The sequence below is a fragment of the Streptomyces sp. WM6378 genome, from assembly GCF_001279695.1.
Lineage (GTDB): Bacteria > Actinomycetota > Actinomycetes > Streptomycetales > Streptomycetaceae > Streptomyces.
Genome location: NZ_LGDD01000059.1, coordinates 1 through 20,361 on the forward strand (window position 1 = coordinate 1; position 20,361 = coordinate 20,361).

21 protein-coding genes and 3 pseudogenes are annotated in these 20,361 nt (G+C 70.2%); 20 read left to right on the forward strand and 4 right to left on the reverse strand.

Going from position 1 to position 20,361, the window contains the following annotated elements; genetic code table 11:
- A partial coding sequence (locus tag ADK54_RS43070) for a Sua5/YciO/YrdC/YwlC family protein (RefSeq protein ID WP_199826904.1) occupies positions 1-466 on the reverse strand: 466 nt, incomplete at its 3' end.
- A 107-nt stretch (positions 467-573) separates the two neighbouring features.
- Between ADK54_RS43070 and ADK54_RS48735 the strand changes: the two are divergent.
- A pseudogene (locus tag ADK54_RS48735) lies at positions 574-1,073 on the forward strand (PP2C family protein-serine/threonine phosphatase); the annotation flags it as partial.
- Between the two features lie 234 nt (positions 1,074-1,307).
- On the opposite strand, the gene ADK54_RS48220 reads toward ADK54_RS48735, so the two are convergent.
- A complete protein-coding gene (locus ADK54_RS48220; protein ID WP_267886984.1) occupies positions 1,308-1,436 on the reverse strand; it encodes a hypothetical protein in 129 nt (42 codons plus the stop codon).
- 228 nt (positions 1,437-1,664) lie between these two features.
- Between ADK54_RS48220 and ADK54_RS08075 the strand changes: the two are divergent.
- From ADK54_RS08075 to ADK54_RS08100, 7 genes and pseudogenes are all read left to right on the forward strand, one after another.
- Positions 1,665-2,358: pseudogene (locus ADK54_RS08075) on the forward strand (HemK2/MTQ2 family protein methyltransferase).
- A 76-nt stretch (positions 2,359-2,434) separates the two neighbouring features.
- Complete coding sequence (locus tag ADK54_RS47340; RefSeq protein ID WP_234391970.1) at positions 2,435-2,581, forward strand: CDGSH iron-sulfur domain-containing protein; 147 nt, start codon at positions 2,435-2,437, stop codon at positions 2,579-2,581.
- Positions 2,578-3,573 carry an iron-containing redox enzyme family protein gene (locus ADK54_RS08085; protein ID WP_053724852.1) on the forward strand — a complete coding sequence of 332 codons (996 nt, stop codon included), beginning with the start codon at positions 2,578-2,580 and terminating at the stop codon, positions 3,571-3,573. Before ADK54_RS47340 ends, ADK54_RS08085 begins: the two co-directional genes overlap by 4 nt.
- A 105-nt stretch (positions 3,574-3,678) precedes the next feature.
- On the forward strand, positions 3,679-3,840 hold the full coding sequence (locus ADK54_RS08090) for a hypothetical protein (RefSeq protein WP_053724853.1): 162 nt from the start codon (positions 3,679-3,681) through the stop codon (positions 3,838-3,840).
- Positions 3,841-4,089: 249 nt separating this feature from the next.
- Positions 4,090-4,263: a CsbD family protein gene (locus tag ADK54_RS43080; protein WP_078966205.1), complete on the forward strand. Its 174-nt coding sequence runs from the start codon at positions 4,090-4,092 to the stop codon at positions 4,261-4,263.
- A gap of 258 nt (positions 4,264-4,521) precedes the next feature.
- Positions 4,522-4,737, forward strand: a complete 216-nt coding sequence (locus tag ADK54_RS08095; RefSeq protein WP_053724854.1) for a CsbD family protein — start codon at positions 4,522-4,524, stop codon at positions 4,735-4,737.
- A gap of 29 nt (positions 4,738-4,766) precedes the next feature.
- Positions 4,767-4,961 carry a DUF6381 family protein gene (locus ADK54_RS08100; RefSeq protein ID WP_053724855.1) on the forward strand — a complete coding sequence of 65 codons (195 nt, stop codon included), beginning with the start codon at positions 4,767-4,769 and terminating at the stop codon, positions 4,959-4,961.
- Positions 4,962-5,832: 871 nt separating this feature from the next.
- On the opposite strand, the gene ADK54_RS08105 is transcribed toward ADK54_RS08100, so the two are convergent.
- On the reverse strand, positions 5,833-6,777 hold the full coding sequence (locus tag ADK54_RS08105; RefSeq protein WP_078966206.1) for a YihY/virulence factor BrkB family protein: 945 nt from the start codon (positions 6,775-6,777) through the stop codon (positions 5,833-5,835).
- Between the two features lie 139 nt (positions 6,778-6,916).
- Positions 6,917-7,039, reverse strand: a pseudogene (locus ADK54_RS44715) (IS110 family transposase); the annotation flags it as partial.
- 577 nt (positions 7,040-7,616) lie between these two features.
- Between ADK54_RS44715 and ADK54_RS08110 the strand changes: the two are divergent.
- The 12 genes from ADK54_RS08110 to hypF all read left to right on the forward strand — a co-directional run bounded on the left by ADK54_RS08110 (position 7,617) and on the right by hypF (position 20,305).
- Positions 7,617-9,392: a hydrogenase maturation protein gene (locus ADK54_RS08110; RefSeq protein WP_053724857.1), complete on the forward strand. Its 1,776-nt coding sequence runs from the start codon at positions 7,617-7,619 to the stop codon at positions 9,390-9,392.
- 48 nt (positions 9,393-9,440) lie between these two features.
- The gene (locus ADK54_RS08115; protein ID WP_053724858.1) at positions 9,441-10,529 is read left to right on the forward strand and encodes a hydrogenase expression protein HypE; all 1,089 of its coding nucleotides are present in this window, start codon (positions 9,441-9,443) and stop codon (positions 10,527-10,529) included.
- A 138-nt stretch (positions 10,530-10,667) separates the two neighbouring features.
- Positions 10,668-12,449 carry a nickel-dependent hydrogenase large subunit gene (locus ADK54_RS08120; protein WP_053724859.1) on the forward strand — a complete coding sequence of 594 codons (1,782 nt, stop codon included), beginning with the start codon at positions 10,668-10,670 and terminating at the stop codon, positions 12,447-12,449.
- Complete coding sequence (locus tag ADK54_RS08125; protein ID WP_053724860.1) at positions 12,446-13,051, forward strand: NifU family protein; 606 nt, start codon at positions 12,446-12,448, stop codon at positions 13,049-13,051. The genes ADK54_RS08120 and ADK54_RS08125 overlap by 4 nt, the downstream gene beginning before the upstream one ends.
- Positions 13,048-13,704 (forward strand): DUF5947 family protein, encoded by a 657-nt coding sequence (locus ADK54_RS08130; protein ID WP_053724861.1) that lies wholly within the window; start codon positions 13,048-13,050, stop codon positions 13,702-13,704. Before ADK54_RS08125 ends, ADK54_RS08130 begins: the two co-directional genes overlap by 4 nt.
- A complete protein-coding gene (locus ADK54_RS08135) occupies positions 13,701-14,396 on the forward strand; it encodes a DUF6084 family protein (protein ID WP_053724862.1) in 696 nt (231 codons plus the stop codon). The genes ADK54_RS08130 and ADK54_RS08135 overlap by 4 nt, the downstream gene beginning before the upstream one ends.
- A complete protein-coding gene (locus ADK54_RS08140; RefSeq protein WP_053724863.1) occupies positions 14,393-15,835 on the forward strand; it encodes a hypothetical protein in 1,443 nt (480 codons plus the stop codon). Before ADK54_RS08135 ends, ADK54_RS08140 begins: the two co-directional genes overlap by 4 nt.
- Positions 15,832-16,398: a hydrogenase maturation protease gene (locus tag ADK54_RS08145; RefSeq protein WP_053724864.1), complete on the forward strand. Its 567-nt coding sequence runs from the start codon at positions 15,832-15,834 to the stop codon at positions 16,396-16,398. Before ADK54_RS08140 ends, ADK54_RS08145 begins: the two co-directional genes overlap by 4 nt.
- A gap of 34 nt (positions 16,399-16,432) precedes the next feature.
- Positions 16,433-16,540, forward strand: coding sequence for a DUF6893 family small protein (locus ADK54_RS48740; protein WP_420717275.1), 108 nt, complete (start codon positions 16,433-16,435; stop codon positions 16,538-16,540).
- 163 nt (positions 16,541-16,703) lie between these two features.
- The gene (locus ADK54_RS08150; protein ID WP_053724865.1) at positions 16,704-17,096 is read left to right on the forward strand and encodes a hydrogenase maturation nickel metallochaperone HypA; all 393 of its coding nucleotides are present in this window, start codon (positions 16,704-16,706) and stop codon (positions 17,094-17,096) included.
- Between the two features lie 3 nt (positions 17,097-17,099).
- Positions 17,100-17,918: a hydrogenase nickel incorporation protein HypB gene (gene hypB, locus ADK54_RS08155; RefSeq protein WP_053724866.1), complete on the forward strand. Its 819-nt coding sequence runs from the start codon at positions 17,100-17,102 to the stop codon at positions 17,916-17,918.
- A complete protein-coding gene (hypF, locus tag ADK54_RS08160) occupies positions 17,915-20,305 on the forward strand; it encodes a carbamoyltransferase HypF (RefSeq protein WP_053724867.1) in 2,391 nt (796 codons plus the stop codon). The genes hypB and hypF overlap by 4 nt, the downstream gene beginning before the upstream one ends.
- Positions 20,306-20,361: the final 56 nt, after the last annotated feature.

Consider the following 20,361-nt stretch of genomic DNA (forward strand, 5'->3'; position numbering starts at 1 on the left):
GCGCGAAGGTGTGCTTGAGCTGGGCGCCGACCGCGACGAGCGGAATCGTGGCGGGCCGGGGCAGCGGCATCGGGGCGGGAGCGAGGCCGCGTGCCCGGCACACGGTGATCACGGTCCTGCCCACAGCCTGTACCACCGAGTCGTCGTAGCGTGCGCGGATCGGCCTGTCATGCATCAGGAAGCCGTCCGCGATGCCGTCCAGTTGGAGCCGGGCCTCCGCGTCGTCCGTCGCGATCGGCTCGTCGGCGATGTTCCCGCTGGTGACGACGAGGGGACGCGCCAGGTCGTGGAGCAGGAGGTGGTGCAGGCCCGCGGTGGGGAGGAACAGCCCGACCCGGTAGGTGCCCGGGTCGAGCAGCGCGTGGGTTGCGTGGACGCTGGTGCCGACGATGGTGGTGGTGACGGCGCTGGGATGGTCGTGGTGTTTGTCGAGGCGGATGTGCGTGTCGGTGCCGGGGTGGGGCAGGGGTTCTCGATTCGCCGCTCCGGCCGACGGACGTGCCGTCGGCCGGAGCGGGGTGGTTCAGCGGGTTGCTCGGGCTGCGGGTGCGGTGGTTCGCGGGGGCGGTCCGGGCCGGGCTCCCCGGCCTCGTGGAAACCATCGACCAGGCCCTCGCCCAGTGGCGCCCCGACCAGTTCTGCACCGGCATCCTCACCCAGCTCGACCTCGCCTCGGGGCTGTTCCGCTGGTGCAACTGCGGGCACCCGCCGCCCCTGCTGATCCGCGACCGACGCGTCGTGGAGGGCGCCCTTGAACACCCGGCCCAGCCCCCCCCCCATGGGCCTGCCGGCCAGGTTCAGCGACGAACCCAGAACGGTCCACGAGACGACTCTGCGGCCGGGCGACCGTGTACTGCTCTACACCGACGGCGTCACCGAGGCGCGCACCGCTGGCGGCGGGGAGTTCGGCATGGACCGTTTCGCGGATTCGATCATCCGGGCCACCGCGGCGGGGCGAACTCGCCGCCGAGTCGCTGCGCCAGCTCATCCACTCAATCCTGGACGGCGAGGACAGCAATCTGCGCGACGACGCGACACTGCTGCTCATTGAATGGTCACCACCCACGACGTAGCGCCCGCCCGGGGAGCCAAAGACGGCGCCCGCTTCTCGGCTGTCCAGCCGACGGCGTTGCCGAAGACGGCCGAGGCGGTCGACTTCACGGCCTTCCGGCCCCACGTCGGCCATAGCCCTGCCCGCGGCTCCACGCCGGGCAGGTCGCTGCGATGGGCGACTGCAATACAAGACGAGGGTCCCCGTGGCTCCTCGTCACTACCCCGTCGACGATGCGCCAGGTTCGAAAGCCTAGTCATGCCCTCTGCCGGATGATCCGGCCGTTGATCTGTACGGCGCCATCCAGGTCGGCGGGCAGTTTGGCGACGATCTCACCCTCGGTCTGCTCGCCGGCCGCCAGCCGACGTGAAGGGGCCGACTCCACGCGTGTGCGTGGAGGGGTCGGTGATCCGCTGGAGCAGGGACCGGGGCCGGGACCGGTGATCGCGCACAAGGCTCGCGCACAAGGGCACTGGGGCAGCCCGACCTGGTGTGTCCGTCGCATCGGTCCCAATGGCCTCAGGCCGGAAAGCGAGTAACGCTGGTGGAGGACCCTGATTCCTCACTCTCCGCAGGAATGGTTGCAGAAACCCGCGCAACAACGAGGCTGACCATGGCGCGTTTGATCACCCCCGACGCCCCTTCTGCGTGTTTTGCCGTGCCGGAACGGCTGTGGCGACTGCCGGGCGTGTACGCCCCCCAGGCCGACACTCGGCTCCTTGGCGACGCACTGTGCCGTGAGGGGACCCTGACCGGCCTTGACGTGCTGGACATCGGCACGGGCAGCGGGGCTCTGGCCCTGTACGCCGCGAATCTGGGCGCCCGGGTGACCGCGCTGGACGTCTCACGCCGGGCCGTGTGGAGCGCCCGGCTCAACGCCTGGCGTGCCGGGCGGCAGATCACAGTCAGGCACGGCAGTGTCGAGACGCTCCACAACCGCCGCTTCGACCTGATCCTCAGCAACCCGCCCTACGTCCCCGCACCGCAGCCCGCCCCTGCGGGGCGCAGCCAGGTCCTGGGACGCCGGCATCGACGGCCGCCACGTGCTCGACCGCCTGGGCGGGACCGCGCCAGCCCTGTTGCGGCCTCACGGTGTGCTGCTGCTGGTCCAGTCCGCCCTGAGCGGCACCGACGCGACGCTGCAGATGCTGGAAGCGGCAGGCATGCGGGCCGAGGTGACCGACCGGGCCGTCATTCCGTACGGGCCCGTCCTGCGCTCTCGGGCGGAGTGGCTGCGCGCCCGGGGTCTGGTCGGCGCCGACGACACGACGGAAGAACTGGTGGTGATCCGTGCCGAGCGCGCCTGATAATCCTTGTCCCGCCCCCGCCCGCCGGGTCACCGTTGATCCCGAAGGCCCGGTGCTGGTGGAGGGCCCCGTCGAGGTGACGGCGGCCGACGGCACCGTCGCACGCTCGGACCGCTTCGTCGTCGCAGTCTGCACCTGCCGGCGCACTCGCACCCCACCCTGGTGCGACACCAGTCACCGCCGCCGCCCAAAGGACCCCGAAGCCACGGAGGAAACCCCGTGACCACCCTGCCCAGCCCGCGCGGCCCCCTCTCCCATGCCGTGATCACCGCGCTGCGAGACGGCCCGGGCGGCCATCTCCCCGACGACGCCGACACCCGCACCGCCGATCCGTACGGCGACGACCTGCAACTCGCCCTGTATGCGCTGTACGAACTGCACTACCGAGGCTTCGATTCCGTGGCCGACGACCTCGAATGGCACCCCGCCCTGCTCGCCACCCGCCAGTGCCTGGAGGGCCCGTTCCTGGCCGCCCTGCGCGACGGCACGCCGGACCACCGCAGCGCCCGGCAGGCGCTGGACGAACTGCTCGTGGAACCGGTCGACCACACCGGCAGCGTCAGCCACCACCTCGCCGACGACGGAGAACTGTGGCAGATGCGGGAGTACGTGATGCTCCGCTCGCTCTACCACCTCAAGGAGGCCGACCCCCACCTCTGGGTCATACCCCGGCTGCGCGGACGTGCCAAGGCCGCGATGGTGGCCGTCGAGTACGACGAGTTCGGCGCCGGGCGCGCCGAACGCATCCACGCGCAGCTCTTCGCGGACCTGATGGAGGACCTCGGCCTCGACACCGCGTACGGCCATTACGTGGACCAGGCGCCCGCCGAAGCACTGGCCATCGTCAATCTCATGTCGCTCTTCGGCCTGCACCGCGCCCTGCGCGGAGCCCTGGTCGGTCACTTCGCGACCGTGGAGATCACCTCCTCGCCCGGCTCGCGCCGCCTGGCCACGGCCATGCGCCGCTTGGGCGTCGGCCCTGCGGCGGAGCACTTCTACACCGAGCACGTCGAGGCGGACGCCGTCCACGAGCAAGTCGTCCGCCACGAGGTGGTGGCCGGACTCCTGGCTGACGAACCCCGCCTCGACACCGACATCGCCTTCGGCGCCGACGCCACCGGACTTGTCGAGGACCGTCTCACCGAGCGCCTCCTCACCGCCTGGTCCCACGGCCGCTCCGCCCTCCACGACCCGCTCCCCGTGGCGGCGCACTGACCCGGTACTCGGCAAAGCTTAATTACGCCGCACAAAAGGCGCCCTACGGATCACCCGTGTAACCTGAAATTCGCTGGGTACCCGGCAGCTCGGAGGCTGATAAACATGGTTCCGTTGCTCCTCGTCCTTCTTCTGGTCCTGATCCTCTTCGGCGCGGGCTTCGCGCTGAAGATCCTGTGGTGGATCGCGATCGTCGTCCTTGTTCTGTGGCTGATCGGCTTCGTAGCCCGCCCGAAGGGCGGCAGTGGCCGCTGGTACCGCTGGTAGCCCGCCCATCCGCCCGAACAGGCCACACGCTGCGCGGGCGCCGGCACGCCATTGCCGTACCTGCGGAATGCGAGCGAAATCCGCTCCGGAGAATTCCCGCCAAAAACCATGCGGCGTAGTTGTTTTGCGCCACTGAACAGCACGTGTGAAATCAGCGGAACGGTTTTTGGCCATCAGGTTTGGACCGGCCCAGCACGTGCACACGTGTGAATGTCCTTGCCGTCCCATGAGTCCTTAGGAGTGACCTGTATGTCCGGTGACAAGAAGGCCAAGGCAAAGGCCGAACAGGCCAAGGGAAAGGTCAAGGAGGCCGCGGGGCGCGCCGTCGGCAACGAGAGCATGGAGGCGAAAGGCCGCGCTGAGCAGGCCAAGGGGGACGCCCGCCAGGCCAAGGAAAAGATCAAGGACGTGTTCAAGCACTGACCCGTACAGCGCCAGCTTGGAGCCCGGCCGGGAAACCCGGCCGGGCTCCAAGCCCTTGCGGGGTTTGGAGGTCGCGGGTTGATGCCGTCCGGCAGGCGGAGCACGCCTGTAGGCCGCCTATGTGCGCCGCACCGCCCCTTGCTTCGTAGGGGCTTTCATGCGCTTGGCGGTGCCCGGGGTGCTGGCCCCTATTGGAGGGCGGAGGCTGACGATGGCGCCTGCGCGCGTGCCGTCCAGCCGTAGCAAGGGAGCACAGCCATGAGCCGTACGGGCAAGAAGGTGCACGACAAAATGCAGGAAGTGGCCGGCAAGGTCAAGGAGACCGCGGGCAAGGTGACGGGGGACGAGCACCTGCGGGCCAGGGGGACGGCCGAGAAGGCGCAGGCCCAGGTGAAGCAGGCCCAGGCAAGGCAGACGGCCCACCGGTCGAAGGGTGCCACCACCGGGAAGACCAAGGGCAAGCAGGGCGACTGACCGCCCGCATCCCGACCTCAGGAGCGACGATGAGTGTGGCAAACGAATACCGCGGACGGGCCCGCGAGTTGCAGGCCATCGCGGACGCGTGGCAGAGAGCGGCCGAGGAGGCCACCGACCCCGAACAGCGCCAGCGCCTGATGGACAAGGCCCGCCGCGTGAAGGAGCAGAGCGAACAGGAAGCCCGCCTGAGCGACCGGGACACCACCGGCCCCCAGAAATAGCGACCGCCCGTTGGCCGTCCGGGGCTGTCGCGGATGACGAGCCGTGACCGGACCCGGCGCCCCGCTGTTGAGTACACCGGAACCGCTGCGTCGTTGTGGTCACAGCCAGCAGACCAGCGGACCCACCAGCCCTGTACCGCACACACACCCGGTACAGGGCCACTCCTCCGGGAATCTAGGCCGAGTTGAAGAGCTGCTCCACTGCCTCGGCCCCGTGCTGGTTGCGGAAGGCGACGTCCGTCCCCACCGAGTGGCCACGCCAGCTTCCTCTGGCTGCTGCCGGTGACCGAGTCCGTTCGAGCAGGCCAAGGGCGACGCGCGGCAGGCCAAGGAGAAGATCAAAGACGTTCTGCAGGACTGACACCCGTACAAGCCATGCCAGTGCTCGGCTCGCGCCTGCTGACGCGATCCGGGCCACCGGCATGCGCACTCGTGGCTGGTGAAGGAGCCATGTCTCGTGCCGGACCCCCCGTTCGTGAGGGGTTGTCAGGGAAGTCCGCTGGGCCGCGTGGTCAGCGCCGAAGCAGTCGCAGGAGTCGCTGGCAGAGCCGGTGGAAGGGCTGCATCGCTGTCAGCAGCGCGTCAGCCGATCAGCAGGCGCAGCGTGCCTCAGGGCACTCGGTGGATTCGGTGAGTGCATCGGTTTCCCCTCCATACGGAGGGAAACGCATGTGAGACGGCCTGGGTCAGCACGTTCGGACATCGCCTCATCCAGGGCGGGCACCGCTACCCGGCTTTCCATTGCGGGCTCCATGGCAGCCATGAAGCCCGCAAACGGCGTCAATCCCCTGTCCTTACGGCGTTCCGGCCTGGCCGGCGGGGCCAGCGCGGGGCGCGCCCTGCCACCCCCGATGGCGGCGGGCTGCCCCCTCTATCGGGCCCCTCGCCGCCCCGGTGGCCCCGCTGCCGTTCCGGCAGCCAACGCCGACCCGCGCGGCCGGCGGCTGCGTACGGCATTGAACTGGGCTCCTGCGAGCAGTGAGAGGTTGGTGAACCACAGCCACACAAGGAAGACCACTACCCCGGCCAGCGAGCCGTACAGGCGTGTGTACGAGGCGAAGTGTCCGGCGTAGAGCGCAAAGCCGGCGGATGCCATAAACCAGAGGAGTACTGCAACCACTCCGCCCGGCAGCCCCCGGCGCACGCCTCGCGCCTGCGACGGTCCGGTGCGGAAGAGGACGAGGACCAGGGCCGTCACCACGCACAGCAGTACCGGCCAGCGCAGCATGGTCCACGGCCCCAGGCTCCCCACACCGAGCAACGCCGCAGCCCGGCGGGCCAGCGGCCCAGAGATCACGATCGTCCCGGAACCGGCTAGGAGCAGAGCGAGCAGGAGCAGCGCGGTGGCCACGATGGTGTGCGCAGTACGCAGCGCGGGCCGGGTGTCCGGCAGGTGATGCATGGAATGCAGGGCTCGCCGGAAGACCGCGAGATAGCTCGACGCCGACCACAGCGCACTCACCGCCCCCGTGACGACCAGCACCCACACGGTGGACTGCGCCGCCGTCATCTCACGCAGCGCGCCGCGCAAGGCACTCGCGGACTGCGCAGGGGCATACGAAGTGAGGTCGTCGATCAGGCGGCCGGTCGCCTGCGGAGCGGCCAGCCCGATGACTGAAACAGCCACCAAAAGCGCCGGCACCAGGGCGAGGACGGCGTAATAGGTCAGTGCGGCAGCGAAGTCGGACAGGTTGTCGTTCCACACGGCCAGGGCCGTGTCGCCAAGATCGATACGCAACTGCTTGAAAGCGGCGGCGACACGCGGGCGTATAGCTCCATCGGGAGGGGAGGGCGCGGACACGGAGCTCTCTCTCATGTGGCAGCGTGTAAGGAGCGGGTGCCCGGGGCAGCGCGGTCCACGGCGCACTGTAGCGGGTGTCCGGCAGCGCTGAACAATGTAGGGCTCGCTTGCGCATCCCAGCGCAATGTTGCTGGGTAGACGCGTCGGCCTTCCCTTGTTTGGGCCGGTGCGGGTTGCCGGTCCGGCGTCCCCAGCCGCGGGGCACGGGCACAAGCCCAGCGGCGGAAGCCAGATGGCCGGCCTCCGCGTAGGCCGCCAGGCCACCGGCCGCGACGACGCACCCGCATCACCCCCGCCTACCGAATCCCCCCCTCGAACGGCAGCTCACCCAAGCGTGAGACTGCGCCGAGCAGTGAACTGGCCCACCGGCAAAGGCAGCCTGACTCCAGCCTTCAGTCGACTGGGCCCCACCGGGTGCCCAGCAGCTTCTCCTGGTACCCGCATACTGCCCAACACCACGTCTGTTCCAGCTACTTGACGGAGAGAGGCATGTCAGGAAGATCGTTTAAATCCGTGCTCCGATGACCCTGGCGGTGCCGGGTGGCCCCGCCGGGTCGGAGAGGCAAGATCGAGTGACTGCGATTCAGTTATCCGGGGCCGGTGTCGACGGGCAGCTCCCCTCGGGGCAGGTCGAGGCTGTGCCGGGGCAGTTGACGGACTCTGCGGATGCCCTGCTTCCGCTGCTACGGGCGGAGCCTGGTCGGCCCCGCCGCCGGGTGGCCCTATGTCGGGCTCCTTTCGGGGGAGGCCTCGGCCTTGTGGCGCCGCACTGGGCCCGCTCCGGTCGACCATCGCAAGCGTGGCCAGTCTGGGTGTGCTGTGGCTGCGGGAAGTAGAGAGGCTGGGAGGCTGTCGTGCACATCCTGCTCATCGCGAGTGCGTTCAACAGCCTGACCCAACGGGCCCACGCGGAGTTGAGGGAGCATGGGCACACCGTGGGGGTGGAGATCGCGGGGGATGACGAGAGCCTGCGCGCTGCGGTGTGTCATCACGAGCCGGATCTGCTCGTGGCGCCCATGCTGAAGAGTGCCGTCCCCGAGGACATCTGGACCGCGCGTACCTGCCTCATCGTGCATCCCGGGCCGGCGGGCGACCGGGGGCCTTCCTCGCTCGACTGGGCCATCCACGAGCAGGCGGGCCGGTGGGGCGTCACCGTTCTGCAGGCCGACGCGGAGATGGACGCGGGGGACGTGTGGGCGACAGAGACTCTCGCTGTCCCACCGGTGGGCAAGAGCGACCTGTATCGCAACGAGGTGGCCGACGCCGCGATGAGTGCGCTGCTGAGCGCCGTGGAACGCTTCGCGAGCGGAACCTACCGGCCCCGAGCCCAACGGGACATCCCTGAAGCGCGGCGACCGCACGTCCGGCCGTACTTCAGCCAGGAGCGCAGGCGCATCCACTGGGACAGGGACACCACCGAGAACGTGCTGTGCGCACTGCGTGCCGCGGACTCCCAGCCGGGGGTGCTGGACGAACTGCTGGGCGCCGAGTGGTTCCTGCACGGAGGGCACCGGGAGCACGAACTGCGGGGCCAGTCGGGCGAGTTGCTCGCCACCCGCGCGGGCGCCGTATGTCGGGCGACTGCCGACGGTGCGGTGTGGCTGCCCGAACTACGTCCTCGGCGCCGTCCGGGAGGGTCGGCCACCTTCAAGCTGCCCGCCGTCACTGCCCTCGGCCGGCTTCTGCCCGACGTTCCGGAGTACCCCGCACCCGGGTACCCGAACGTCGCGGACGAAGACTGGTCGGACATCCGCTACCGGGAAGAGGGCGGGGCCGGATTCCTGTCGTTCTCCTTCCCCGGCGGCGCGATGAGCACCTGTCAGTGCCGCCGTCTGCTCGATGCATATCGGGCGGCCTGCTCCCGTCCCACCTCGGTCCTGGTGCTGGGCGGCAACCGCGACTTCTTCTCCAACGGCATCCACCTGAATGTCATCGAGGCAGCCGCCGACCCGGGCGAGGAGTCCTGGGCCAACATCGTCGCGATGAACGATCTGGTCGAGGCCGTGCTGTTGACCACGGACCGTCTTGTCGTCTCAGCAGTCGGCGGCAACGCCGCGGCCGGCGGAGTGCTGCTCGCCCTGGCTGCGGATGAGGTCTGGTGCAGGACGGGCGCAGTGCTCAACCCTCACTACCGGCTGATGGGCCTGCACGGCTCCGAGTATTGGACATATACCCTGCCGCGCCGGGTCGGCCCCGAGACCGCCGAGCGGCTCATGTGGGAGGCCTGGCCGGTCGGCGCTGCCGCCGCACACCGGATGGGTCTCGTGGACCGCCTGGTCGCCTGCGGCCCCCAGCGGTTCCGCGCCGAGATCGCCCAGATGGCCGGACGGCTTGCCTCGTCACCCTCCGTGGACGGACGGATCGCCGCCAAGAAGGCGGAGCGCGAGCGGCAGGAGGCCACGAAACCACTGGCCGCGTACCGCCAGGAAGAACTCACCCACATGCGGCGTACGTTCTTCGACCCGGACGCCCCCTACCACGCGCTGCGCGGAGCATTCGTGCGCAAGGTCCGTACCGAAGGCACGCCGGCTCATCTCGCGGGGACCGGGCCCGGCAGACGAGTGATCGTCGGGGGACCCGTCGGCGGTGGTGTCGCGGAGGTGTCGGCCGCCTGTTATCAAAGAGAGTGAAGGCCGATATGCGGCCTTTCATTTTGTTCCTCCCCTAGGAGGCGTGCCATGGACGCAGCTACGCCGACTGCGGTCAATGCCGCGGACGCGTCGGGTGCCGATGGCGGGGACGAGTCCCCGATTCACATCCTCTGGATCAACGCAGGACTGAGCTGCGACGGCGACTCCGTGTCCCTGACGGCTGCGATGCAGCCGAGCATCGAGGAAATCGTTCTCGGTGTGCTGCCCGGCCTGCCGAAGATCGCTGTCCACTGGCCGCTCATCGACTTCGAATGCGGGCCCGTGGGGGGATCCGACACCTTCATCGAGTGGTTCTTCAAGGGCGAGCGGGGTGAGATCGACCCGTTCGTCCTGGTGGTCGAGGGCTCCATCCCCAACGAGAGCATCAAGCAGGAGGGGTACTGGTGCGGTTTCGGGGACAACCCGGAAACCGGCCAGCCGATCACGACCAGCGAGTGGATCGACCGCCTCGCGCCCAAGGCCCTCGCCGTTGTGGCGATCGGGACCTGCGCCACCTACGGCGGCATCCACGCGATGGCGGGCAACCCGACCGGAGCCATGGGGGTGCCCGACTACCTCGGCTGGGACTGGAAGTCCAAGGCGGGCATCCCGATCGTCTGCGTCCCTGGCTGCCCGATCCAGCCGGACAACTTCTCGGAGACCCTCACCTACCTGCTCTACCAGGCGGCCGGGTCCGCGCCGATGATCCCGCTGGACGACAAGCTCCGCCCCACCTGGCTCTTCGGCGCCACCGTGCACGAGGGGTGCGACCGGGGCGGGTACTACGAGCAGGGCCAGTTCGCGCTCGCGTACGACTCGCCCAAGTGCCTGGTGAAGCTGGGCTGTTGGGGTCCTGTGGTCAAGTGCAATGTGCCCAAGCGCGGCTGGATGAACGGCATCGGGGGCTGCCCGAACGTGGGCGGCATCTGCATCGCCTGCACGATGCCCGGCTTCCCCGACAAGTTCATGCCCTTCATGGACGAACCGCCTGGAGGCAAGGTGTCGAGTACCGCCAGCGGCGCGTACGGAGCGGTGATCCGCAAACTGCGGTCGATCACCGCCAAGACCGTCGACAAGGAGCCGAAGTGGCGGCACACCGGCGACCGGCTGACCACCGGGTACCGGCCGCCCTGGTGACGAGCCCCGCGATGGCCGGCCGGCGCCGGTAGCTCGACCCGAAGGATGTTCCCACCACCCGCACGAAGTCGTGACGCACGGCGCCGCACACCACGAAGACGTGACGCGCGACGACTTGAAGAAGGGCGCTGCACACAGATGGCACCGAAGACCAAGACCGGCGACAGCAACGGTCTGGTGGAGATGGCCTGGGACCCGATCACCCGGATCGTCGGCAGCCTCGGCATCCACACCAAGATCGACTTTAAGCAGAAGCGCGTGGCCGAGTGCTACAGCACCTCGTCGGTCTTCCGTGGATACAGCGTGTTCATGCGCGGCAAGGACCCCCGCGACGCGCACTTCATCACCAGCCGGATCTGCGGGATCTGCGGTGACAACCACGCGACCTGTTCCGTGTACGCCCAGAACATGGCCTACGGGGTCAAGCCGCCGCACCTCGCCGAGTGGATCATCAACCTCGGAGAGTCCGCCGAGTACATGTTCGATCACAACATCTTCCAGGAGAACCTGGTCGGGGTCGACTACTGCGAGAAAATGGTCCGCGAGACCAACCCGGGCGTCCTGGAACTGGCCGAACGCACCGAGGCGCCACACGCGGGTGAGCACGGCTACCGCACCATCGCCGACATCATGCGCTCGCTCAACCCCCTTGAGGGCGAGTTCTACCGCGAGGCCCTGCAAGTCAGCCGCTACACCCGCGAGATGTTCTGTCTGATGGAGGGCCGCCATGTGCACCCCTCCACGCTCTACCCGGGCGGCGTGGGCACCATCGCCTCCGTGCAGTTGTTCACCGACTACCTCAGCCGCCTCATGCGGTACGTGGAGTTCATGAAGCGCGTCGTGCCGCTGCACGACGACCTCTTCGACTTCTTCTACGAGGCCCTGCCCGGTTACGAGGAAGTGGGCCGTCGACGGGTGCTGCTCGGCTGCTGGGGCGCGCTCAACGACCCGGAGCACTGCGACTTCACGTACGCCAACATGTCCGACTGGGGGCGGAAGATGTTCGTCACCCCGGGCATCGTCGTCGACGGCAAGCTGGTGACCAACGACCTCACCGAGATCAACCTCGGCATCCGCATCCTGCTGGGCTCCTCCTACTACGAGGACTGGCAGGGCCAGGAGCAGTTCGTCACCCACGACCCGCTGGGCAACCCCGTGGACCCGCGCCATCCCTGGAACCAGCACACCATCCCCGCCCCCCAGAAGCGCGACTTCGGCGACAAGTACAGCTGGGTGATGTCCCCGCGCTGGTTCGACGGCAAGGACTACCTGGCGCTCGACACCGGCGGCGGCCCCATCGCGCGGCTCTGGTCCACCGCACTGTCCGGGCTGGTCGACACCGACTACGTCAAGGCCACCGGACGCAGCGTCGTGATCACCCTGCCGCGCACCATGACCAAGCCCGAGACGCGTTTCGAGTGGAAGATCCCCAAGTGGAGCAACGCCCTCGAACGCAACCGGGCCCGCACGTACTTCCAGGCGTACGCCGCCGCCATCGCCCTGCACTGCGCGGAAAAGGGCCTGGCCGAGGTGCGCGCCGGGCGGACCCAGACGTGGGAGAAGTTCGAAGTGCCCGACGAGGGTCTCGGCGTCGGCTTCACGGAGGCCGTGCGCGGTGTGCTGTCCCATCACATGGTGATCAGGGACGGCAAGATCGCCAACTACCACCCGTACCCGCCGACTCCCTGGAACGCCAGCACCCGGGACACCTACGGCACCCCCGGCCCGTACGAGGACGCCGTACAGAACACGCCGATCTTCGAGGAGAACGCCCCGGAGAACTTCAAGGGCATCGACATCATGCGCGCGGTGCGCAGCTTCGACCCCTGTCTGCCGTGCGGCGTGCACATGTACGTGGGCGGGGGCAAGACGGTCAAGACGATGCACATGCCGACCGGCCTGAGCGGTCTGAGCGGATGAGCGCGCAGACCGCCACCGCCCGTGCGACACCGGCCCCCAACGCCGAACAGGCCGGCCGCCGTGTCGAGGAGATCCTCGAACGGCTCACCGCCGAAGGCGACGGCGAGACCGCCGTTGCCGCCGAGGAGCTGGTGCGCGTCCTCATGGACTTCTACGGCGCGGGCATGGCCAGGATCGTAGAGCTGCTTGAGGCGCGCGCCGCCGACGGGTCCGGCAGGGCTGGTCTTTCGTTGCTGCTGGAGGACGAACTCGTCACGAGCCTGCTGGTTCTGCACGACCTGCACCCCGAGGACACCGTCACCCGTATCGCCCGCGCCCTGGACGGAGTCCAGGACCATGCCGTCGAGCTCGTGGCATTCGACGAAACCACCGGCACGCTGCGCCTGCGGTCCGCCGGGACCGACGCAGGCTGCGGGTGCCAGAGCACGGCGGTCGCAGCCCGCACCGCGGTCGAGACCGCCCTGGCCTGCTACGCCCCCGAGGTCACCTCTGTGGAGCTGGGGGAGTCGGCTGCCGAGCGCACCCCCGTACTGCTCCAGATCGGCAACGCTCCACCCGGCAGCGCCCCTACGGGCGGGCCTGACCCGGTGCGGACCCGGTGAGCGCCCCGCCCTCCAGCCGGCGCTCCTCGCGAGCCCGGGGACTGCGCAGGTTCGCGGAGCCTGCGGCACCCAGGGAGGAGCGGTGCGAGCTGTGTGCGGCCGCACTCGCCGAGGACGCCCACCGCCACCTCGTGGACACCGAGCGCCGGGTCCTGTCCTGCGCCTGCACGCCGTGCGCGTTGCTCTTCGCCAAGTCCGGCGCCGCAGGCGGCCGTTTCCGGGCCGTCCCCGACCGCTATCTGACCGACCCGGGCCTGCGCCTCGACGACACCACGTGGGAGCTGCTGCAGATCCCGGTGGGAGTGGCCTTCTTCTTCCACAACGCCGCGTTGGACCGGTACGTCGCGCTGTACCCGAGCCCCGCCGGAGCCACCGAGAGCGAACTCGAGCCGTCCGTCTGGCAGTCCGTGCTCAGCGGCAGCCGGCTGGCCGCGGTACTCGAACCGGACGTGGAGGCGCTGCTGTTCCACCGCACCGACGGGCATGTCGACTGCCACCTGGTGCCCATCGACATCTGCTACGAACTGGTCGGCCGGATGCGGCTGTTGTGGCAGGGCTTCGACGGCGGAGCAAAGGCGCGCGCCGCGCTGGCGGACTTCTTCGCCCACGTCGCATCCCGCGCCACGAGCGTGGACCGGGCGGAGCGGCCGTGACCGAATTCTCCTTCACGTGTGTGGGCGTTCGCGCCGACCCGTACGCCGCCGGACCCACCTTGGTCTTCCGGCTGCGTGTCACCGCGTCCGAGCGCGCCCGCGTACACGCCCTCGCGCTGCGCTGCCAGATCCGCGTCGAACCGGTCAGACGCGGTTACGACGACGAGGAGGCCGCAGGCCTCGCCGATCTGTTCGGGGAGCGTTCGCGCTGGGGCGGCACGATGCAGCCCGTGCAGTTCGCGCAGGTATCCGTGATGGTCCCCAGTTTCACCGGGGAGACGGAGACCGATCTGGTGGTGCCGTGCACCTACGACATGGACATCGCCGCGAGCCGGTACTTCGACGCGCTGACCGGGGGAGAGGTGCCGCTCCTGATGCTGTTCTCCGGTACGGCCTTCACCGGCGCCGGCGGATTCCAGGTGGAGCCGGTTCCCTGGGACCGGGAGGCGTCCTGCCGGATGCCCGTCGCGGTGTGGCGCGAGATGATCCACCAGCACTTCCCCGGCTGCGGATGGATCCGGCTGCCGAGCGAAACGATGGGCGCGCTGCTCGCGTTCCGCTCCCGGGCATCGCTGCCGTCCTGGGAGGCGACCGTGCACGCGCTCCTCGATGCGGCGGAGCCGCCGGCCGGCCGGGACCGGACACCGCTGGAGGCCCTGCTGCCACGCGTCACCGAGAGGACGTCCCCGTGAGCGCGCCCGTGTTCCGCCCGCAGGCCGACGACCGGTTCGCGGCGGCCAGGGCGGTTGCCGACGCCGTGCTCTTCGAGGGCTACGTCCTCTACCCCTACCGCGCCTCGGCGGCCAAAAACCGGCTGCGCTGGCAGTTCGGGGTGCTCGTCCCGCCGGTGTGGGGGGCCGACACTGCGGAGCACAGCTTCCAGCAGACCGAGTGCCTGATGGAACCGAAGGCGGACGCGGCGTTCTCGGCCGAGTTGAGATTCCTGCGCGCACAGCGGCGTACGGTGCAACAGGCCCTGACGGGCGGCACTTTCGAGACCGTTCCGGAACTCCAGCTACCCGACCGCGTCCTGGTCCCGTGGGACGAAGGCGTCGAAGAACGCGTGGAAGTGTCGACCACCATCGCCGCCCTGACCGGCGGCGGTCACCGCGTGCCCTTCAGCCGGCCGGCCGGCGAAGAGACCGAGCTCGTACGCGACGCCCAGGGTGCAGTCGTCGGCCGGTTGGTCCGCCACGCCCGGCCGATCGAGGGCGTGCTGCGCCTGACGGCCACCGAGATCGAAGGCCCCTACCGCGTACTGCAGTTGACGGCGGTCGTCGAGAACACCAGCACGTGGACACCGCAGGACGGCGTCACTCTCGACCGGGAAGCGGTACTGCCGCACTCCCTGGTCGCCGCCCACCTCCTGCTGCACCTCGGCTCCGGCGCGTTCCTCTCGATGACGGACCCGCCCGAGTGGGCCAAGGGCGCGGTCGCGGCCTGCCGGAACCTGCACACGTGGCCGGTGCTGGCCGGCGCGCGCGGGCATGCCGATCTCGTCCTGTCCTCCCCGATCATTCTGGAGGACCATCCGGCCATCGCCCCGGAGAGCCCAGGTGCCCTCTACGACGCCACCGAGATCGACGAGATCCTCGCGCTGCGGACCGCCGCCCTCACGGACGAGGAGAAGCGCGAGGCACGCGGCACCGACGCGAAGGCGGCCGCGGTGATCGACCTGGCCGACTCGATGCCGCCCGAAGTGCTTGAGCGGCTGCACGGCGCGGTGCGCACCCTGCGGGACATCACCGGGCCGTCCGGCGACACCTCGCCGTCGACGGTTCCGGAGCTGTGGCCCGACGCCGGGCAGACTGCTCCCCGGCCGGAGAAGCCCTGGTGGGACCCCGCGAGCGACGCAGGATTCGACCCGGCGACCGACGAGGTCGTCATCGACGGACGCACGGTGAGCGCGGGCAGCCGCGTGCTCCTCAGACCCGGGCTGCGCCGCAGCGACGCCCAGGACCTCTTCCTGCACGGGCGCACCGCCCAGGTCGAGGCGGTGCTGCACGACGTCGACGGCACCGTTCACCTCGCGGTGACCGTCGAGGGAGATCCGGGCGCCGACATCCGCCGTGAACAGGGCCGGTTCCTCTACTTCCAGCCCGACGAGGTAGCTCACCCGGAGGAGACATGAGCGGGACACCGCACCGCGAGGACACCGCCCGCACCCTGGTGGCCGGCGTCGGCAACGTCTTCCTCGGCGACGACGGCTTCGGGGTCGAGTGCGTACGCGCCCTGCGCGAGCAACAACTGCCGCCCGGTGTCGAGGCGGTGGACTTCGGCGTGCGCGGTGTGCACCTCGCCTACCAACTGCTCGACGGCTACGACACCCTGATCCTGGTCGACGCCACCGCCCGCGGTGGCGCCCCCGGTTCGCTCTACCTCGTCGAGCCGGGAACGCCCGGACCCGAGGCGGCTCAGGGCGCCGTGCTCGACGGCCACCACATGTCGCCCGACGCGGTGCTCGCCCTGCTCGGCACCCTCTGCTCCGGCACCGGGGCGCGGCCCCCGCGACGCACGCTGGTGATCGGGTGCGAACCCCTCTCCGTAGAGGAAGGCATCGGCCTGAGCGCGCCGGTGGCGGCCGCCGTACCCGATGCGGTGCGGTGGGTGCGCGACCTCGTACAGGGTGACGATCCAGGTACGGCGAAACGCGAGACGCCCGCACCGACCGCCACCCGAACGCATGGCTTGTGAGCCGGTCAGCGACTCGGCACGTGAGGAGAGACGCATGAGGAAATCAGTCATCGGCGGGGCCGTGGCCGCCGCCACGCTTGCCGCCTTGGTGAAGCAGGTTCTGCCCGACATCAAGCGCTACCTGCGCATGCGCCGCATGTGAGAGCGGATCTCGCACGGCCACGGCCACAGCCGCTGCGGCGAACGGTGTACACGGGCCCCGGTGTCGGCGAGCCACGATGCGAACCCGCACCCCTCGCCGTGTAATGGTGCCGAGCTGGGCCGGCCCCACGGCTGCCGGCCCCTGCCAGGACGGAGGCGGGCCGATGCACGAGATGTCCATCGCGATGGCCGTCGTCGGCCAGGTGGAGGAAGCGGCGGCCCGGGCCGGCGCGACAGCGGTCACCGCGGTGCGGCTCCAAGTCGGCGAACTGGCCGGAGTCGTCCCCGACGCGCTGTCTTTCAGCTTCGAGCTTGCCCGCGCGGGGACGGTTCTCGAAGGCGCCGAACTCATCACCGAGTCCGTGCCCGGACGCGCCCGCTGCACCCCCTGCACGCACGAGTGGGCGGTCGGCATGCCCCCACAGCTGTGCTGCCCGGCGTGCGGTGACGCGGCCGCGGAGCTCCTGTGCGGCCGCGAGCTCCAGATCGTCAGCGTGCGCTGGGAGGACGGCCCGCCGAGCGAACGGGACCGCGAACCGATCCCCGAGGAGTGCTGAACCATGTGCCGAGAAGTTGACCTGCACCGTGCGGTCCTCGCCAAGAACGACACCAGCGCGGGAACCCTGCGGGCCGAACTGGCCGCCCGCGGCACCTCGGTGATCAATCTGCTGTCCAGCCCGGGCAGCGGGAAGACGGCGCTACTGGAGCGCGAGCTGCTTCGGGCGCGCGAACGCGGCATTCCGGTGGCCGCGCTCACCGCCGACCTCGCCACCGAGAACGATGCCAGGAGGCTGGCCCGCTCGGGGGTCCCGGTCAAACAGGTCCTCACCGATGGCCTGTGCCACCTGGAGGCGGCGATGCTGGGCGGTCACCTTGAGGGATGGCTGCCCGACGACACCCGTCTGCTGTTCGTGGAGAACGTCGGCAATCTGGTCTGTCCCGCCTCCTACGACCTGGGCGAGACCCTGCGGGTGGTGCTCGCCTCGGTGACGGAGGGGGAGGACAAACCGCTGAAGTACCCCACCGCCTTCGGCCTCGCCCACTTGGTGGTGGTGACCAAGACCGACATCGCGGAGGCAGTCGAATTCGACGGAGCGGCCTTTCGTGCGCACGTCGCTCAGGTCAACCCGGGGGTGGAGGTGCTCCTCACCTCGGCCCGCCGGGGTGCCGGTGTCGGCGAACTGCTCGACCGGGCGGTGGCCGCGGCCGACGGCGGCGGCATCCACCAGCCGGTCATGGCACAGCGGCCACCAGCGCACGAACACCATCGCGAGCACCACGGTCACGAACACCACGACGCCGCCGGATCTCCCAGCCATCCGACAGATCCGGCACGCACCCACGCCGGCGCGCCGGGCATCGCAGCCCGCCGCCCGTGACCGCCACCCGGCCCGATGCGACCCTCGACCCCGGGGCTGTGCGACGGCGGATCACGGTCCGGGGCGTAGTGCAGGGCGTCGGGTTCCGGCCCTACGTCTACACGCTGGCCACCGGCCTGGGGCTCGCGGGGCATGTGACCAACACCGGGGACGGCGTGATCGCCGAGGTCGAGGGCGCCCCAGCGGCAGTGACGGGGTTCTGCGCCCGCCTCACCGCCGACGCGCCCCCGCTGGCCGTCGTGGAGTCCGTCGGTCACGAGGAGATGCCGACCGCAGGGGGCCAGGGCTTTGTCATCGTGGCCTCCCGCACCGAAGGCCCCGCCCGTACGCTGCTCTCACCGGACGTGGCCACGTGTGCAGCGTGCCTGACGGAACTGGCGGCCGAGGGGGACCGGCGCCACCGGCACCCGTTCATCACCTGCACCCACTGCGGCCCCCGATTCACCATCGCCACCGGTCTGCCCTACGACCGGGCCAGGACGACCATGGCGGACTTCCCCATGTGCGCCGACTGCGCCCGTGAGTACGCCGATCCCGCCGACCGCCGCTTCCATGCGCAGCCCATCGCCTGCCCGGCCTGCGGGCCACGCCTTCGCCTGCTGCGCGCCGCTCCCGGCGGGCCACCCGTGACGGTCGCCGGTGATCCCGTCGCGGGGGCCCGTGAACTCCTGGCGCGCGGCGCTGTCCTCGCCGTCAAGGGACTGGGTGGCTACCACCTCGCCTGCGATGCCACCCACCCCACGGCGGTGAGCCTGCTGCGCGAGCGCAAGGCGCGCGGCAGCAAGCCGTTCGCACTCATGGCGCGGGACATCGCCGACGTGGAACACCTCGTGCACGCCGGACCGGCGGAGCGGGAACTGCTGACCGGCGCCGTCCGGCCCATCGTGCTGCTGCGCCGCAGGGCCGCCGACTCGACGGCGACGGGCGGCCCGCGGCTGTCCGAAGCCGTCGCGCCGGGCAGCCCCGACCTCGGCGTGATGCTGGCGTACACGCCCCTGCACCATCTCCTGTTCGGGCTGCCCACCGACCCCGAGGGGCCCCGGTTGCTCGTCATGACGAGCGGCAACCTCGCCGGAGAGCCCATCGTCACCGACGACGAGGAGGCGATCGAGCGGCTTGGTCCCCTCGCGGACGCCTGGCTCACCCACGACCGCCCCATCCACGTACCGTGCGACGACTCGGTGGTGCGGATCTGCGACGGTGAGGAGTTGATGGTCCGCAGATCCCGCGGCCACGCCCCGCTGCCGCTCGCGCTGCCGGTGTCCGTCGCGCCTGCGCTGGCCGTCGGGGGCGATCTGAAGAACACGTTCTGCCTCGGCGAGGGCCGCAGGGCCTGGCTGTCCGCGCACATCGGCGACATGGACGACCTCGCCACCCAGCACGCCTTCGAACGGGCCGAAGCGCAGCTGGAGTCCGTCACCGGGGTGACACCGGAGGTCCTCGCGGCCGACCGGCACCCCGGCTACCGATCGGCGCAATGGGCCGTGCGCCACACGCGCAGCAGGCCGCTGGTGCGCGTCCAGCACCACCACGCGCATGTCGCCGCGGCGATGGCGGAGCACGGTCTCGACGGCAGCCGGCCGGTCATCGGCATCGCCTTCGACGGCACCGGCTACGGGGACGACGCGGCGGTGTGGGGCGGCGAAGTCCTGCTCGCCGACTATGACGGATTCACCCGGTACGGGCACCTCGCCTACGTACCGCTGCCCGGCGGTGACGCGGCCGTACAGCGGCCCTACCGGATGGCTCTCGCGCACCTGCGGTCCGCGGGTGTCGCCTGGACGTGCGACCTGCCCGCGGTGGCGGCCTGCCCTCCGGACGAACGCGCCGTACTGGCACGCCAGTTGGAGGGAAACCTCCACTGCGTACCGACCTCCAGCATGGGACGCCTCTTCGACGCCGTCTCCTCCCTCGCGGGGATCTGCCACCGGTCGGGGTACGAGGCACAGGCGGCCATCGAGCTGGAGGCCGCCGCGCTGATCGCGGCCGAACCGGACGCGCCCGGATACGCGTTCACGCTGCGGGACGCGGCTCCGGGCGGCGCGGTCACCGCAGATCCGGCTCCCGTGATCGAAGCCGTCGTGGCAGACGTACGCGCCGGAACGTCGCCCGCACTCGTGGCCGCCCGCTTCCACCAAGCGGTGGCGGGTCTGGTCCGGGCGATGTGCGCGCGGGCGCGGGCGGACCACGCGCTGGGCACCGTGGCACTGACCGGGGGCGTGTTCGCCAACTCCCTGCTCTCCTCCGCCTGTGCGGGCGCGCTGCGAGCCGATGGCTTCACTGTCCTGCGGCACCACCGCGTGCCTCCCAACGACGGCGGCCTTGCCCTTGGCCAGCTGATCGTTGCCGCGCGCGCCGGTGCCCGCCGTTCGCCCGGTGACGGCTGACATCCCGCGCCCACTCATCACCTGGCACCGCCGGGACCCACGGACTACCCACAGCG